At 67.4% G+C, this 14,568-nt stretch carries 12 protein-coding genes, 1 tRNA gene and 1 pseudogene; 10 read left to right on the forward strand and 4 right to left on the reverse strand.

Features of this window, described 5'->3' with window-relative positions:
- Window positions 1–2: 2 nt before the first annotated feature.
- Entirely contained in the window at window positions 3–218 is a 216-nt protein-coding gene (locus GAA2_RS07520) for a hypothetical protein (RefSeq protein WP_006434367.1), read from the reverse strand.
- Window positions 219–335: 117 nt separating this feature from the next.
- On the opposite strand from GAA2_RS07520, the gene GAA2_RS07525 reads away from it, so the two are divergent.
- Window positions 336–1,163, forward strand: a complete 828-nt coding sequence (locus tag GAA2_RS07525; RefSeq protein WP_006434368.1) for an SDR family NAD(P)-dependent oxidoreductase — start codon at window positions 336–338, stop codon at window positions 1,161–1,163.
- A 91-nt stretch (window positions 1,164–1,254) separates the two neighbouring features.
- Window positions 1,255–2,112 (forward strand): SGNH/GDSL hydrolase family protein, encoded by an 858-nt coding sequence (locus GAA2_RS07530; RefSeq protein WP_248664721.1) that lies wholly within the window; start codon window positions 1,255–1,257, stop codon window positions 2,110–2,112.
- 35 nt (window positions 2,113–2,147) lie between these two features.
- On the opposite strand, the gene GAA2_RS07535 is transcribed toward GAA2_RS07530, so the two are convergent.
- Window positions 2,148–2,221 (reverse strand) — tRNA-Leu (locus GAA2_RS07535).
- A gap of 77 nt (window positions 2,222–2,298) precedes the next feature.
- Between GAA2_RS07535 and GAA2_RS07540 the strand changes: the two are divergent.
- The 5 genes and pseudogenes from GAA2_RS07540 to GAA2_RS07560 all read left to right on the forward strand — a co-directional run bounded on the left by GAA2_RS07540 (window position 2,299) and on the right by GAA2_RS07560 (window position 8,277).
- Window positions 2,299–3,547, forward strand: a pseudogene (locus GAA2_RS07540) (oxygenase MpaB family protein).
- Window positions 3,548–3,646: 99 nt separating this feature from the next.
- Entirely contained in the window at window positions 3,647–5,932 is a 2,286-nt protein-coding gene (locus GAA2_RS07545; RefSeq protein ID WP_248664851.1) for an MMPL family transporter, read from the forward strand.
- Window positions 5,889–6,587, forward strand: a complete 699-nt coding sequence (locus tag GAA2_RS07550) for a TetR/AcrR family transcriptional regulator (protein WP_182156258.1) — start codon at window positions 5,889–5,891, stop codon at window positions 6,585–6,587. The genes GAA2_RS07545 and GAA2_RS07550 overlap by 44 nt, the downstream gene beginning before the upstream one ends.
- Window positions 6,588–6,717: 130 nt before the next feature.
- Entirely contained in the window at window positions 6,718–7,581 is an 864-nt protein-coding gene (locus GAA2_RS07555) for a Bax inhibitor-1/YccA family protein (protein WP_006434374.1), read from the forward strand.
- A 135-nt stretch (window positions 7,582–7,716) separates the two neighbouring features.
- Window positions 7,717–8,277, forward strand: coding sequence for a DUF6790 family protein (locus GAA2_RS07560; protein WP_024497782.1), 561 nt, complete (start codon window positions 7,717–7,719; stop codon window positions 8,275–8,277).
- A 15-nt stretch (window positions 8,278–8,292) separates the two neighbouring features.
- Here GAA2_RS07560 and GAA2_RS07565 read toward each other — a convergent pair whose 3' ends face one another.
- Together GAA2_RS07565 and GAA2_RS07570 are read right to left on the reverse strand one after the other, a co-directional pair.
- Window positions 8,293–9,516, reverse strand: coding sequence for an acetyl-CoA C-acetyltransferase (locus GAA2_RS07565; RefSeq protein ID WP_191834865.1), 1,224 nt, complete (start codon window positions 9,514–9,516; stop codon window positions 8,293–8,295).
- A gap of 64 nt (window positions 9,517–9,580) precedes the next feature.
- Window positions 9,581–10,528 (reverse strand): SGNH/GDSL hydrolase family protein, encoded by a 948-nt coding sequence (locus tag GAA2_RS07570; protein ID WP_191834866.1) that lies wholly within the window; start codon window positions 10,526–10,528, stop codon window positions 9,581–9,583.
- A gap of 79 nt (window positions 10,529–10,607) precedes the next feature.
- Here GAA2_RS07570 and GAA2_RS07575 point away from each other — a divergent pair, with 79 nt between their 5' ends.
- The 3 genes from GAA2_RS07575 to ilvA are packed head-to-tail and all read left to right on the forward strand — an operon-like array spanning window position 10,608 to window position 14,411.
- Window positions 10,608–12,002 (forward strand): cystathionine beta-synthase, encoded by a 1,395-nt coding sequence (locus GAA2_RS07575; RefSeq protein WP_006434378.1) that lies wholly within the window; start codon window positions 10,608–10,610, stop codon window positions 12,000–12,002.
- 12 nt (window positions 12,003–12,014) lie between these two features.
- Window positions 12,015–13,187: a cystathionine gamma-synthase gene (locus tag GAA2_RS07580; RefSeq protein WP_096273686.1), complete on the forward strand. Its 1,173-nt coding sequence runs from the start codon at window positions 12,015–12,017 to the stop codon at window positions 13,185–13,187.
- Window positions 13,188–13,211: 24 nt separating this feature from the next.
- Window positions 13,212–14,411 carry a threonine ammonia-lyase gene (gene ilvA / locus GAA2_RS07585; RefSeq protein ID WP_096273688.1) on the forward strand — a complete coding sequence of 400 codons (1,200 nt, stop codon included), beginning with the start codon at window positions 13,212–13,214 and terminating at the stop codon, window positions 14,409–14,411.
- Window positions 14,412–14,568 lie beyond the last annotated feature (157 nt).

Genomic DNA, 14,568 nt, shown 5'->3' on the forward strand with positions numbered 1-14,568 from the left:
CGCTAACCTCCGTGCACGCTGCTGAGGATCGCCACGATCACGCCGGCGACCGTCAGTACGCCGACCACCCACCCCATGGTGATCGCCAGGCGTCGGCGCCCGAAACGGGCCGCGTTGATCGCGATGCCGAGGCACACCAGGATCGCGATCGAATACAGCGAGATGCCGAGGGTGAGGAGCGCGACAGAGGAATCGGCGGCCAGGACCTGGGTGGACATGCCACGAGTACATCACCACGGTGCCGACACGAACCAATTCGGCCGAAGAGTCCCGAACGGGGCGGGCCGACCTAGCGCTTGCTAGGGTGCCCGCAGCGGTTCGGTCGAGGAGGGTGCGTGGACGTCGGCGGCAAGATCTTCGTGGTGACAGGCGCGGGCAACGGTATCGGGCGTTGTGTCGCACTCGATCTCGTCTCTCGAGGTGCGACGGTGGTCGGCGCGGACATCAACGAGGTCGGTCTCGCTGAGACCGGGCGGCTCGCGGTGGACTTGTCCCGCTTCCGTTCCCATGTGCTCGATATCGGCGATCGCGAAGCGGTGCAACGGTTTCCGGGGATCGTGCGCGCCGAAGTCGGTCAGGTCGACGGGTTGTTCAACATCGCGGGGATCGCTCAGGACACACAGCCGATCGCGGAAGTCGGCGACGACCGCGTCGATCTGCTCATGCGCGTCAACTACTTCGGCACCGTGTGGCTCACCCGGGCCTTCCTGCCCGACCTCGAACAGCGCCCCGAAGGTGGACTGATCCTCATCACGTCGAGTCTGTCCGGGCTCGCGCCGTTCCCGGGCGCCGCGTTCTACGGGGCCAGCAAGGCCGCGGTCGCGCTCTTCGCGTACGGCCTCGCGCAGGATCTTCGGGGGAAGAAGTCGAAGGTCACCGTGACCACTGTCATCCCGGGCACCATCTGGACCGATCTCGTGCGCAAGACCTCTCAGGCCCTCGGCACCCCCGAGGCCGTCGCGAAGGGTTTCGCGATGGCTCCGGAGAAGGCCGCGCGTCGGATCATCGACGCGGCGCTCGACGGTCGGGTCCGCGCGGTGGTCGGGAAGGATGCGCATGTGTTCAACGGTGCGCGCAGGCTGAGTTCGCGGTTGAGCGAGCGGATGGCGTATGCGCAAGTGGGTCGATTCGTGTATCGGTCGTCGAGTCGTCGGAACGGATGACATCGAGCCGGGAGCGGGACCTCCTGGTTGAATGCGGTCCATGCGATCCTCTCGCGGGCCGTCCTCCGCACGCACCTTCGTGACCCGTGTCGTGACTGCTGTGATTGCCGTGTCCGTCGTCGTGGGGCTCGGTGCCGCTCCGGCGCTTGCCGCGCCGCCGAACGCGGCGCGCAAGACACTCACCTACATCGCCCTGGGTGATTCGCGAGCGGCCAGCCCGACCACGCTCACCCAGGTCCAGGGGTGCTCGCGTTCGGAGACTGCCTACCCGAACCTGCTCGCGAAGACCATCGGTGCGACGTCATTTCGCACAGTTGCCTGTGCGGGCGCAAAAGGGGAGAACATCACCTCGGTGCCGCAGCTGCGCTTGGATGGAGTCCATCCGCCGCAGATCCAGGCGGTGCGTCCCGACGCGGACCTGATCACGATCTCGATCGGTGCCAACGATGCCGACTGGGGCAACCTCTCGCGCTGGTGCATCGCGCCGATCGAGGGTATGGACTCGCGCTGCCGCACCAATCCCTTCTATGTGAACGGGGTCAACCACGGGCTGCGGGCGCTCGAGGCCGCGATCAACTCGTCGCTCGAGGCTGTCCGTGGGCGGGCACCCGACGCTGCCATCGCAGTGGTCGGTCAGGGTGGGTACTTCGGCGACCGCGGGTGCTATCCGGCCAACCCGGCGAGCGACGCCGACATATCGTTCATCCGGAACAGTTTCATCGGCAGGTACAACACGATCCTGGAGAAGGTGTCCGAGCGTCACGGCGCCATCTTCGTCGACATCCAGAACCAGGTCGTGGGACATGATGCGTGCTCGCGTGACAAGTGGTTCGAGGGCTTCGTGCCGACCAGTGTCTACCTCGGATTTCACCAGCACCTCAAAGGAAATCAGGCCATGGCCCGCCTGATCGCCAGGGCGCTGCCGGAGAACCTGCGCACCTCACGCTGAGTCCGCCGAATCGTCGTCGACGCCTGTGAAACGAGTGCCCCCAGTCGGACTCGAACCGACACTGTGCCGATTTTAAGTCGGCTGCCTCTGCCAATTGGGCTATGGGGGCTTCCCGGTGAGCATAGTCAGGTTCCTTGACCTGCCTCTTCCTTGACCCGCCCACCGCAGCGGGTGATCATCGGAGACATGGACGCGACAGCGGTGACCGGCGCTCGGAACTGGGAGGCTGTCCGGACGCGGCATCCCGAACTCGTCGAACGGCTGGAAGTCGGCCTCTCCCAGGGTGACCCGCTCGCCGACGCGGTGGTCGTCGAGGCCCGCGAACGCGGGATGTCGTTCTCGACATTGGTCGATCTCCTGGAGTCCCACGCGGATCCGGCCGCGCCTGATGATCCCGACCGGATCGAGATGCCGGCGTCGATGCGCCGACTGCTCAGGGCGACGAGCACCCCGCCCACGTGGTTCGACGCGGCAATCGCGGCGTCGGGGGCGCGTGCGTGGTGGCGATTCGGCACCCTGCAATCGTCGACGCTCTATCAGTCGCTGATCTACGGGTACAAGGCGCAGGGTTTCGTGCGGCCCTTGGTCGCCACGGGCCGCCCGGGGCTGGGGACGCGCGATCGGGTGCAGTCCACGGCGCGCTGGGTCGCGGAGGCCACCACGCCCGGAGCGATGTTGCCGGGAAATCCCGGTTGGGTTGCGACACTGCGCATTCGGCTCCTCCACGCGTACATCCGGGACACCCTTCGCCACCCCCATCGCGTCGACGGGGAGGACGCCGCGGGCTGGGATGAAGATGCGTGGGGAGTGCCGATCAACCAGACCTACTCGATGATGACGATCTCGTGCGGGTTCCTGGCTCTGCCGCTGGTGGTCGCGCGTGACTTCGGCATCCACTACAGCAGCGCCGAACGCGAGGCGATCACACCTGTGGCGGTGGATCGGCTGGGTCGTCGGCGTCGACGACGACCTGCTCCCGGTCAGTCACGCCGAGGCGGCCGATCTGTTCCGGGTTGCCGCCGAGTTCGAACTCGAACCGGACGATTCGTCGAAGGTGCTCATCAAGGCGTTGCTCCACGAGGGCTATGACCTCCCCGGCGTCGTGCAGGGCGCGGCGCCGATCCCGGTGCCCGCGGTGCTGGTGTCCGCGCTCGACGTGGTCACGGGTCCCATTCTCCGGTCGTCTTTCTCCGCGATTTCCACCCGGTGGGTGGAGCGTCCGGTGGCCCGCCGCATGGGTTTGCGACGTTCACCGCTTCACCATCTGGTGGACGTCGCGCGTCCGGCGATCCGGTTGCGGGAGATCATCCGTGCCACGGGACTGCTCGGTTCGGAATCGGTGGTCATCGAACGGGAGCTCCGAACGGTGCGTCGTGGAGTCGGTATGAATCGTGCGGCTGCTCACGACCCGCACTCGGTGATCCACGCAGGTTGATCCATTGACCCGGTAAGTTACTGCTGATAACTTAACGCCGTAAAGTCGACCGAGGCGAGGGGGCGCACGGTGGTTCGATTGACACGGCTGATCATCTCGATGCCGAAGAGGGTGCTGCTCGGCGCCTTCATCCTCATCGTGGTGTGTGGTGCGTACGGCGCGACCGCCGCCGAGCATCTGCTGGCCGGCGGTTACAGCGATCCGAACGCGGGCTCCGCAAAGGCCGACAAGGTACTCGACGAGACGTTCAATCGCGGGGGCATCCAGGTCGTCCTCAAGCTCGACGGTCCGGCCGGTGTCGACATCTCGCGTGATCCGACCGCGAAAAGCGTGGCGGACAACGTCATCCGTGAACTCGACGCGAACGAGAACGTGCAGGACCAGATCCTGTCCGTCTGGGCCGACCCGGCGCTCGACTCGGCGCTGGTCAGCCGCGACCGGACGTCGGCGCTGATCATCGTCTCGCTCGAGGGCGGCGAGGATCTGGCTCCCGCCCGGGCGGCGGAGATCGAGGAGGCGTTCACCGGCGAGCGCGACGGGATCTCGATCCGCGTCGGCGGCCAGGCGCTCGTGTACTCCCAGGTCAACGAACAGACCGCGTCGGACCTGTTGATGGCCGAGGCGATCGCCATTCCCATCACCTTCATCGTGCTGATCTTCGTCTTCGGTGGGCTCATCGCCGCGGCGATTCCCGTCGGCATCGGCATCGTCTCGATCATCTTGACCTTCGCGCTGCTGCGGGTGATCGGTTCGATCACCGACGTCTCGGTGTTCGCGCTGAACCTCACCACCGCAATGGGTCTGGCGCTCGCGATCGATTACACGTTGCTGCTGCTCACGCGCTACCGCGAGGAGGTCGAGCGGGGACGCGACCGCCCCGACGCGATCGTCCGGACCCTGGCCACCGCGGGCCGCATCGTGGCGTTCTCGGCGGTGACGGTTGCGCTCTCCCTGAGTGCGTTGGTGCTGTTCCCGCAATACTTCCTGCGCTCGTTCGCCTTCGCCGGGCTGGGCGTCGTGGCCGTCGCGGCCCTCTCCGCGCTCATCGTGACCCCGGCCGTGCTGATGCTCCTCGGCGACCGGATCGATGCGCTCGACGCCCGCAAACCCGCGCGCCGTCTGCTGCGTCTGCAGCCGTCGCAGCCTCGCGAACCGGAGGACACCTGGTGGTACCGCCTCGTCCAGTGGGTCCTACGCCATGCGCTCCCCGTCGCAGCCGTCGTCACCATCTTCCTGTTGGTCCTCGGCGCACCGTTCCTGTCACTCAAGATGGGCTTCCCCGACGACCGCGTGCTGCCGGAGTCCGCGAGTTCGCACGCCATCCAGCAGGAGATCCGCGACGACTACGAGGTCGACCTCTCCTCGGCGGTCACCATCGTCGTACAGGGGCCGGTGGGGCAGCAGTCACTCGCCGCGTACACATCGGCGCTGTCGCAGGTCGACGACGTCAATTCGGCGGGCTCGTCGGCCGGGACCTTCGTCGAGGGTCAGGCGGTCGCGCCCGGCAGTCCCGACGACAGTCGCGGCGACGTCCACATCCTCAACGTGTCGACCGACCGGGACCCGACCAGCGATGCCGGCATCGGGCAACTCGACGACCTGCGCGCGGTCCCCGCGCCGAACGGTACCGAGATCCTCGTCACCGGGCTTGCGGCGACCACCGATGACACTGTCGGCTCGATCTACGCCCACGTGCCCTGGGTGCTCGCGCTCATCGCGATCGCCACGTTCGTCCTGCTGTTCCTCTTCACCGGCAGCGTGGTCCTCCCGCTGAAGGCGCTGGTCCTGAACATCCTGTCGCTGTCGGCGACCTTCGGCGCGATGGTGTGGTTCTTCCAGGAGGGGCACCTCGGCGGCCTCGGCACCACGGCCACCGGGACGCTGAACGCGACCATGCCGGTGCTGCTGTTCTGTGTGGCGTTCGGTCTCTCGATGGATTACGAGGTCTTCCTGCTCGGACGCGTGCGCGAGGAATGGCTGAAGTCCGATCGCACCCGCGCGGCCAGCGATCATGCCGTGGCACTGGGCCTTGCGCGCACCGGTCGGGTGATCACCGCGGCGGCCCTGCTGATGAGCATCGTGTTCGCCGCGATCGCGGCCTCGGAAGTGTCATTCATGCGTATGTTTGGGGTGGGGCTGGCCCTGGCGGTGCTGATGGACGCGACCCTGGTCAGGATGTTCCTGGTGCCCGCGTTCATGCGCCTCGCCGGACGCGCCAACTGGTGGGCGCCGGCACCGCTGAGGAAGCTCCACGACCGCTTCGGTCTGTCCGAGGAAGTGTCCGAGGACGACCCGCCACAACCACACCGGATACAGGAGAAGAACCGAGCGCAGGAGAACAGTGACGACACGCAGACGGGCGAGATCACCTCGCGGAGCAGGTGAGATCCTCGCCGAGGAGATCATCGAGGCCGCGGGCGAGCTGCTGGTCGAGCACGGTGACGACACGGGCATGTCTATCCGGGGGGTCGCCACTCGCGTCGGCGTCACGCCACCGTCGATCTACCTGCACTTCGCCGACAAAGACGCCCTTCTCGACGCCGTGTGCGCCCGCTACTTCGAGCGCCTCGACGATCAGTTGGCCTCCGCGACCGAAGGCATAGACGATCCGCTGGAGCGGGCGCTGCAGCTCGGCCTCGCCTACGTCCGGTTCGCCGTCGCGACCCCGGTGCTCTATCGCGTGGCCTTCGGGAAACCAGCCGACGCCGCGCATCCGTCCAAGGTCGACCAGGTGCTGGCCGCCAGCGCCTACACCCGGTTCGTGGACACGGTTACCGAACTCGCCGACGAGGGGTTGTTCGGCCGCGACGACGTGAACGACGTGGTCCTCGAACTGTGGGCCGCCGCGCACGGCATCGCATCGCTGATGCTGTCCAAACCCGGACTGGGCTGGGGGGACGATTTCCAGCGCGCCGAGTCCATGCTCAAGGCAGTGTGCCTCGGACGTGCGGTGATGTCTGCTCACACCGACTGCGGGGACCCCGAGACCGCGCGGACATGGCTGGCGACCCTGCGGCCTCGGCAGCACGAGAGACAGTGATGAACGACAAGATGGTCAAGGGCCGGTAAAGTCGGATTCGACACGGTCACTCTTGTCGTCCCGTCAGGGAACTCACAGGAATGGCTCGACGTTGAGACGGTATAGATCCGTACCGATTAAGGAGCGCTTCGTGCGAGAGAGCAGCAATCCGGTGATGCGCGGCGTGGTCCGCGACAATCAATCCGGATACGCGGGGTTCGGGGCCGGCACGGCCGGCACCGGCGTCGCGATGAACAAATACGGTCAGGCAGCTGACCCTTACACCCAGGCGCCGCCCGCCACCCGGCAGCTCACCATCGACGACGTGGTCACCAAGACCGCGATCACTCTGGGCGTCCTGACCGTCGTCGCGGTCGCGACCTACTTCGGCATCAGCAGCCGGGCCACCGAGTCCGCTCAGGTCAGCCTCGCGCTGCCGCTGATGATGGTCGGTGCGATCGGCGGTCTCGTCCTCGTCCTGATCGCGAGCTTCGGCCGTAAGCAGGACAACCCGGCCATCGTGCTCGCCTACGCGGCATTCGAGGGACTGTTCGTCGGTTCGATCTCCTTCGCCTTCGCGAACCTGGTCGTCGGCGGCGACATCTCTGCCGGAGCCCTGATCGGACAGGCGGTTCTCGGTACGTTCGGCGTGTTCTTCGGCATGCTGTTCGTGTACAAGATCGGCGCCATCCGCGTCACGCCGCGCTTCACCCGCATGCTGTTCGCCGGCATGATCGGTGTGCTCGTGCTGATGGTCGGCAACCTGGTGATCGGCCTGTTCACCGGCGAGGCCGGTGTCCTGCGCGACGGCGGTCCGATCGCGATCATCTTTTCGCTGGTCTGCATCGCGTTGGCGGCGTTCAGCTTCCTGCTCGACTTCGACTCGGCGGACCGTCTCATCCGCGCCGGCGCGCCCGACCGCGCAGCATGGGGCGTCGCCCTCGGCCTGACCGTCACCCTGGTCTGGCTGTACGTCGAGATCCTGCGCCTGCTGAGCTACTTCAACTCGGACTAGTTCCGACGCGGCGGTCCCGCATCCGATTCACAACGAACCCCACACCCGCGCCGGTGTGGGGTTCGTTGTCGTCTGTGCGGAGGAAATAGATGTCAAGTGGGCATCCGCGGACAAGAGCTGTGCCGACCATCGGGGATGGTGTTTTTTCTGATTCAGCTCGCGTTGATGATCGTCGGCGCGATGGTGCACATCCTGGCGGACCGGTCGGCGCGTCGACGCACCATCGGCCGCAATGCAGAACTCGTGCTGCTGTGGATCCTCGTACCCGGCGGAGTGTTCGGCGTCTTCGCCGGCTTCGGGCACGTCGGACCGAATGCCCCGGAGATCGCCAAGGACATCGGACCGGACTTCATCCCGTCGATGTTCCAGTGGGAGCTCGGGTGGAACGACATCGCCGTGGGGTTGATCTGCCTGCTGACGTTCCGGATCCGCAACCGCGGCGGATGGCTCGACGCCGCGGTGTGGGCGCTGGCGATCAGCTACGGCGGCGACCTCGCCGGGCACATCTCGCAGTACTACATCCACGACAACACGGCGACGAACAACGTGTGGGCCATCCCCGCCGAGATCTACATCGTCGGCGGGACCGTGATCGCGTGGGCCGTCTATCGACGAACAACCCCTCGCAGCGTCGCGGTCCTGGGACCGAACGCGGCGAGGGGCGTCGAAGAGCGAGAGGAGACCTCGGTCAGTTGAGGCACTGCGCGCGGGTCAGCTGAGGCGCTCGAGAACCATGGCCATACCCTGACCGCCACCGACGCACATCGACTCGATGCCGAAGGTCTTGTCATGGGTGCGGAGGTTGTTGAGCAGGGTGGTCGTGATCCGTGCACCGGTCATACCGAACGGGTGGCCGAGAGCGACCGCGCCGCCCGAGACGTTCAGCTTGTCGTGGTCGATGCCGAGTTCGTTCGCCGAGCCGAGCACCTGGACGGCGAAGGCCTCGTTGATCTCCACGAGGTCGATGTCGGACAGCGACATCCCGGAGATCTTGAGCACCTTGCGGATCGCCTCGATCGGACCGAGGCCCATGATCTCGGGTGACAGGCCGGTGGCGGCGGTGGCGACGACGCGCGCCAGCGGCGTCAGGCCGAGTTCCTTCGCCTTGGTGTCGCTCATGATGACCAGCGCGGCGGCACCGTCGTTGAGCGGGCAGGCGTTGCCGGCGGTGATGGTGCCGTCGGGTCGGAAGACCGGCTTGAGCTGCGAGATCTTCTCGTACGTCGTACCCGCGCGCGGGCCGTCGTCGGTGGTGACCTGGGTGCCGTCGGCCAGGGTGACCGGTTCGATCTCGCGGGCGAAGAAGCCGGACTTGATGGCCGCTTCCGCGCGGTTCTGACTGAGGACGCCCCAGCGGTCCTGGTCCTCACGCGAGATGCCGGTGAAGCTCGCGACGTTCTCGGCGGTCTGGCCCATCGCGATGTAGACGTCGGGGATGAGTCCGTCCTGGCGGGGGTCGTGCCAGATCCCGGTGTCGCCGGCGGCGGCGAGTTCGGTGCGCGCCATCGCGTCGTCGAAGAGCGGGTTCTTGGAGTTCGGGGCACCGTCGGCACCGCCGGAGATCCCGAAGCTCGACACGCTCTCGACGCCGCCGGAGATGATGACGTCGGCCTCGCCGGCCTTGATGGCGTGCAGCGCCATACGTGTGGTCTGCAGCGACGACGAGCAGTAGCGGTTGACCGTGACGCCGGGGATGTGGTCGTAACCGAGTTCGACGGCGATCACGCGGGCGATGTTGTTGCCGCCCTGACCGCCCGGCTGGCCGATGCCCCAGTGGATGTCCTCGATGTCGGCCGGGTCGAGTTCGGGCACCTTCGCGAGGGCCGCCTCCACCATCTGGCGGGACAGGTCGTCGGGACGGACGTCTTTGAGGGATCCCTTGGCGGCGCGGCCGATCGGGGAGCGGGCGGTGGAAACGATCACTGCTTCAGCCATGCGCCCACGCTACCCCAACCAAGCAGATGCTTGGTTTGATGGGGTGGTAGATCACATCTGCCGCTCACACCTGCTTGAGCAGGCGTCGGAGCGCGGTGGCCACGCGCGACTCCTCCACCGCCGGGGATTCCTCGGGAGGTTCGGGTAACGGTGCCGAACCCCACTCGCCGATGGCGTCGAGGACCGGTGGCATCAGGATATCGGCGGCCAGCGCGTATCCCGCCGCCGAGGGGTGGTATTGATCCGGGGACAGCATGAAATCGAGCTGGGCCCGGAACTCCTTGGCCATCAGGTCGGCGAGCGGAACCGACCGCCCACCCGCGGCACGGACCGCCGCGCGTTGGGCTGCAGCCAAACGAAGGCCCCACTGCCGCAACACTGTTCGCAGCGGCTGCGGGATGGCGGTGATGACGCCGAAGTCGGGGCAGGTGCCGACGACGACCTTCGCGCCGCCGCCGACGAGCAGTCGCACGGCGTCGCCGAGTCGGCGGGCCGACGCGCGGATGCCGTTGCGGGACGTCACGTCGTTCGCGCCGATCAGGATGATCGCGACATCCGGCCGTTCGTGGGCGATGAACATCGCGTCGATCTGGGCGGCCAACCCCTTCGACGTCGCGCCGACGATGGCCTTGTTGGCGTAGCGGACGGTCTTGCCGGTCTCGGCCGCGACTCGTCGTGCGACCTGCACACCGGGCGTCTCGTCGGCCGTGTCGACACCGAGTCCGGCCGCGGTGGAGTCGCCGAAGACGGTCAGGAACAGGTCGACTTCGGTGTCGCGGGTGTACCGCGTCACCCGGCCGTCCGGGTGATAGACGCCGTCGCCGTCGGGGGCGTTGTCGGTGCGGTGCGGGATCACGGTGCGGGCCGTCGCGGCCTGGCCGTTGAGGTAGTTCCAGACCGCCCATCCGGCACTTGCTCCAGCCGCAGTGGCTGCCGCCGTGGCGCCCACGTCACGGCAGACCCGGCCCCAGGCCCAACTGTCGGCACCGACCTTGCGACTCCAACCGGACACGGCCGCCAGTCTAGAGGTCGACGGCCGGGTGTCGGTGGCCGAGTGTCGGGGACCACGACGGTTCTGGGACCATGGACTCATGCGCATCGCCAATCACGTTGTGGACCTGGTGGGCAACACCCCTCTGGTCAAGCTGAATTCCGTGACCTCGCCCGGATCCGGGCTGGTCGCGGCCAAGGTGGAGTACCTCAATCCCGGCGGGAGCAGCAAGGACCGCATCGCGGTCCGGATGATCGACGCCGCCGAGGCCTCCGGTGAACTCAAGCCCGGCGGCACCATCATCGAGCCGACATCCGGCAACACCGGAGTCGGTCTCGCACTCGTCGCGCAGCAGCGCGGATACAAGTGTGTGTTCGTCTGCCCGGACAAGGTCGGCGAGGACAAGCGCAACGTGCTGCGTGCCTACGGTGCCGAGGTCGTCGTGTGCCCGACCGCCGTGCCGCCGGAGCACCCCGACAGCTACTACAGCGTGTCCGATCGTCTGGTCCGCGAGATCGAGGGCGGGTGGAAGCCGAACCAGTACGCCAACCCGGCCGGCCCGCAGAGTCACTACGAGACCACCGGCCCGGAGATCTGGGCCGACACCGACGGGAAGGTCACGCACTTCGTGGCGGGCGTCGGCACCGGCGGCACCATCACCGGCACCGGGCGCTACCTCAAGGAGGTCTCCAACGGTGCGGTGAAGGTCATCGGCGTCGACCCCGAAGGGTCGGTGTACTCCGGCGGGACCGGACGCCCGTACCTCGTCGAAGGCGTCGGTGAGGACTTCTGGCCGGCCGCCTACGACCCGGAGATCCCCGACGAGATCATCGCGGTCTCCGACGCGGATTCCTTCGACATGACCCGCCGCCTCGCCCGCGAGGAAGGGCTCCTCGTCGGCGGTTCCTGCGGTATGGCCGTCGTCGCCGCCCTGCAGGTCGCCGAGCGCGAGGGGCCCGACGCCCTCGTCGTCGTACTCCTGCCGGACGGCGGACGCGGCTACATGGCCAAGATCTTCAACGACGAATGGATGAGCAGCTACGGCTTCCTCCGCACCCCGCTGGACGCCAACGCCAAGGAGTCGCTGGTCGGCGACGTGCTGCGCGGCAAGACCGGCGCCCTGCCCGACCTGGTCCACACCCACCCGCAGGAGACGTTGCGCGACGCCATCGAGATCCTCCGCGAGTACGGGGTGTCCCAGATGCCGGTCGTCGGCGCCGAACCGCCGGTCATGGCCGGCGAGGTCGCGGGTGCGGTCACCGAGCGAGACCTGCTCAGCGCCGTCTTCGAGGGACGCGCCAGCCTGGCCGACCCGGTCTCGGCGCACATGGGAGATCCGTTCCCGCTCATCGGTTCCGGTGAGCCGATCAGCGCTGCCACCAAGGCACTCGGCGACAGCGATGCGCTGATGGTCGTCGAGGACGGCAAGCCCATCGGCGTCATCACACGCCACGACCTGCTCGCGTTCGTCTCGAGCCACCCGATCGTCGGATAGGAGCACACCACTGTGAGTGAACGACGCAGCGCCGCGGATTCGGTTCGCTGGCAAGGTTTCTCGACCCGCGCCATTCACGCCGGATACGATCCGGATCCCCAGACCGGCGCGGTGAACGTGCCGATCTACGCCAGCTCGACCTTCGCCCAGGACGGCGTCGGCGGACTGCGCGACGGATTCGAGTACGCCCGCACCGGCAACCCGACGCGACGGGCGCTGGAAGCCAATCTCGCCGCACTCGAACACGGAACCTACGGTCGCGCTTTCGCGTCCGGTATGGCCGCCACCGACTGCCTGCTGCGTTCGACGCTGCGTCCCGGCGACCACCTGGTGATCCCGAACGACGCCTACGGCGGCACCTTCCGACTCATCGACAAGGTGTTCACCCAGTGGGGCATCACCTATTCGGTGGCACCGGTGTCCGACGTCGCCGCGGTGCGCGACGCGATCCGTCCCGAGACCAAGCTCGTCTGGACCGAGACACCCACCAACCCGTTGCTCAACGTCGGCGACATCGAAACCCTCGCCGCCATCGCGCACGAGGCCGGCGCGAAGCTCGTGGTGGACAACACCTTCGCCTCCCCGTACCTGCAGCAGCCGCTGACCCTCGGCGCCGATGTCGTCCTGCACTCGACCACCAAGTACCTCGGTGGTCATTCCGATGTCGTCGGTGGTGCGCTGGTCACCGACAGCGAAGAGCTCGACGAGGCGTTCGCCTTCCTGCAGAACGGGGCCGGTGCGGTTCCCGGACCGTTCGACGGCTACCTCACGATGCGCGGCACCAAGACGCTCGCCGTCCGCATGGATCGCCACTGCGACAACGCCGAGAAGGTCGTCGAGTTCCTGAGCTCGCACGACAAGATCGACGCCGTCCTGTACCCGGGACTCGAGAACCACCCGGGACATGCGGTCGCCGCCAAGCAGATGAAGCGCTACGGCGGCATGGTGTCGGTGCTGGTCAAGGGCGGCATCGAAGAGGCCAAGCAGTTGTGCGCCCGCACCGAGGTCTTCACCCTCGCCGAGTCGCTGGGCGGCATCGAGTCGCTGATCGAACACCCCGGCGCGATGACCCATGCGTCGACCGCCGGCTCGTTGCTGGAGGTCCCGGCCAACCTGGTTCGTCTGTCGGTGGGCATCGAGGACATCGACGACATCCTGGGCGACCTGGAGAACGCGCTGCGCTGACAGCCAGCGGTTGATACCGGCCCAATGCTGCTCACATCTGCAGACATCGAGAAGGCGACCGCCGAGTTGTCCGGCGTGATCCGGCGGACGCCGGTGATCGCGTCCCGCGTGCTGTCCGAGCGAAGCGGGGCCGACGTCTGGCTGAAGTGCGAGAACCTGCAGCGAACAGGCTCGTTCAAGCCGCGGGGTGCCTATCTGCGGATCTCCCGGTTGTCCGCCGACGAGCGGGCACGCGGCGTCGTCGCAGCGAGTGCGGGCAACCATGCGCAAGGGGTCGCCTGGTCGGCAACCGAGCTGGGCACCACCGCACGGGTGTACATGCCGACCGGCGCGTCGTTGCCGAAGATCGCGGCGACGAAAGCCTATGGCGCCGAGGTGGTTCTGGCCGGTGAGACGGTGGACGACGCACTCGTCGAGGCCCAGCGGTACGCGGACCGGACCGGTGCGGTGCTGATCCATCCGTTCGATCACCTCGACATCGTCGCCGGTCAGGCCACGGTCGGGACCGAGATCCTCGAGCAGATGCCCGATGTCACGACCATCGTCGTCCCCCTCGGCGGCGGCGGTCTGCTCGCCGGAGTCGCGGCCGCGGTACGGGCGTCGAGGCCAGACGTCCGAGTCATCGGCGTGCAGGCGGCCCAGGCCGCGGCATGGCCGACGTCGCTCGCGGCGACGCGTCCGGTGCCCGCGGCGTCGATGAACACCATGGCCGACGGCATCGCCGTGGCCCGGCCGGGCGACGTCCCGTTCGAGCACGTCACAGAGTACGTCGACGAGGTCGTGACCGTCAGCGAGGAAGAACTCAGTACGGCGCTCCTGCTGATGCTCGAACGGGCGAAGATGGTCGTCGAACCCGCGGGCGCGGCAGGTGTGGCCGCCGCGGTGGGCGGCACGCTCGACCTGTCGGGAAAAGTGTGTGTCGTGTTGTCCGGCGGCAACATCGACCCGTTGCTGCTGCGCCACGTGACCACTCACGGCCTCACCGCCGCCGGGCGATTTCTCACCTTCACCGCCACCGTCTCCGACCGCCCGGGCGGACTTCTCGCGCTGCTCGAACTGCTCCGCGACCAGGGTGCGAGCGTCATCGACATCGTGCACTCACGCGTCGCCGACGACCTCTACCTCGGCGAGGTGCAGGTGACCGTCAGCGTCGAAACGCGTGGGCCTGATCACCAGCACGACGTCCGACGCGCGTTGAGCGAGGCCGGTTTCCTGCGGGGATAGCTCGGCGAGGTTGTGGATGGGCCGTATGCCTGTGCAAGCTCCTCGTCGTCGGGCTTCGTGCGCACTTACCTTGCCGTGCATGGGAAGACGTTCACACTCATCCGAGTCGGCATGGGGACCTGAGCACGCGGAGCGGATTCGGGCGGATCTGTATGAG

Source organism: Gordonia ajococcus (genome assembly GCF_012974285.1).
In the GTDB taxonomy this organism is placed as follows: domain Bacteria; phylum Actinomycetota; class Actinomycetes; order Mycobacteriales; family Mycobacteriaceae; genus Gordonia; species Gordonia amicalis.

What these genes read in the sequence shown, in the direction of transcription:
- GAA2_RS07520 (WP_006434367.1), bottom strand. Translation starts at nt 218, where the DNA reads ATGTCCACCCAGGTCCTGGCCGCCGATTCCTCTGTCGCGCTCCTCACC.
- GAA2_RS07545 (WP_248664851.1), top strand. Translation starts at nt 3,647, where the DNA reads ATGCCGAAGAGGGTGCTGCTCGGCGCCTTCATCCTCATCGTGGTGTGT.
- GAA2_RS07560 (WP_024497782.1), top strand. Translation starts at nt 7,717, where the DNA reads ATGGTGTTTTTTCTGATTCAGCTCGCGTTGATGATCGTCGGCGCGATG.
- GAA2_RS07565 (WP_191834865.1), bottom strand. Translation starts at nt 9,516, where the DNA reads ATGGCTGAAGCAGTGATCGTTTCCACCGCCCGCTCCCCGATCGGCCGC.
- GAA2_RS07575 (WP_006434378.1), top strand. Translation starts at nt 10,608, where the DNA reads ATGCGCATCGCCAATCACGTTGTGGACCTGGTGGGCAACACCCCTCTG.
- ilvA (WP_096273688.1), top strand. Translation starts at nt 13,212, where the DNA reads ATGCTGCTCACATCTGCAGACATCGAGAAGGCGACCGCCGAGTTGTCC.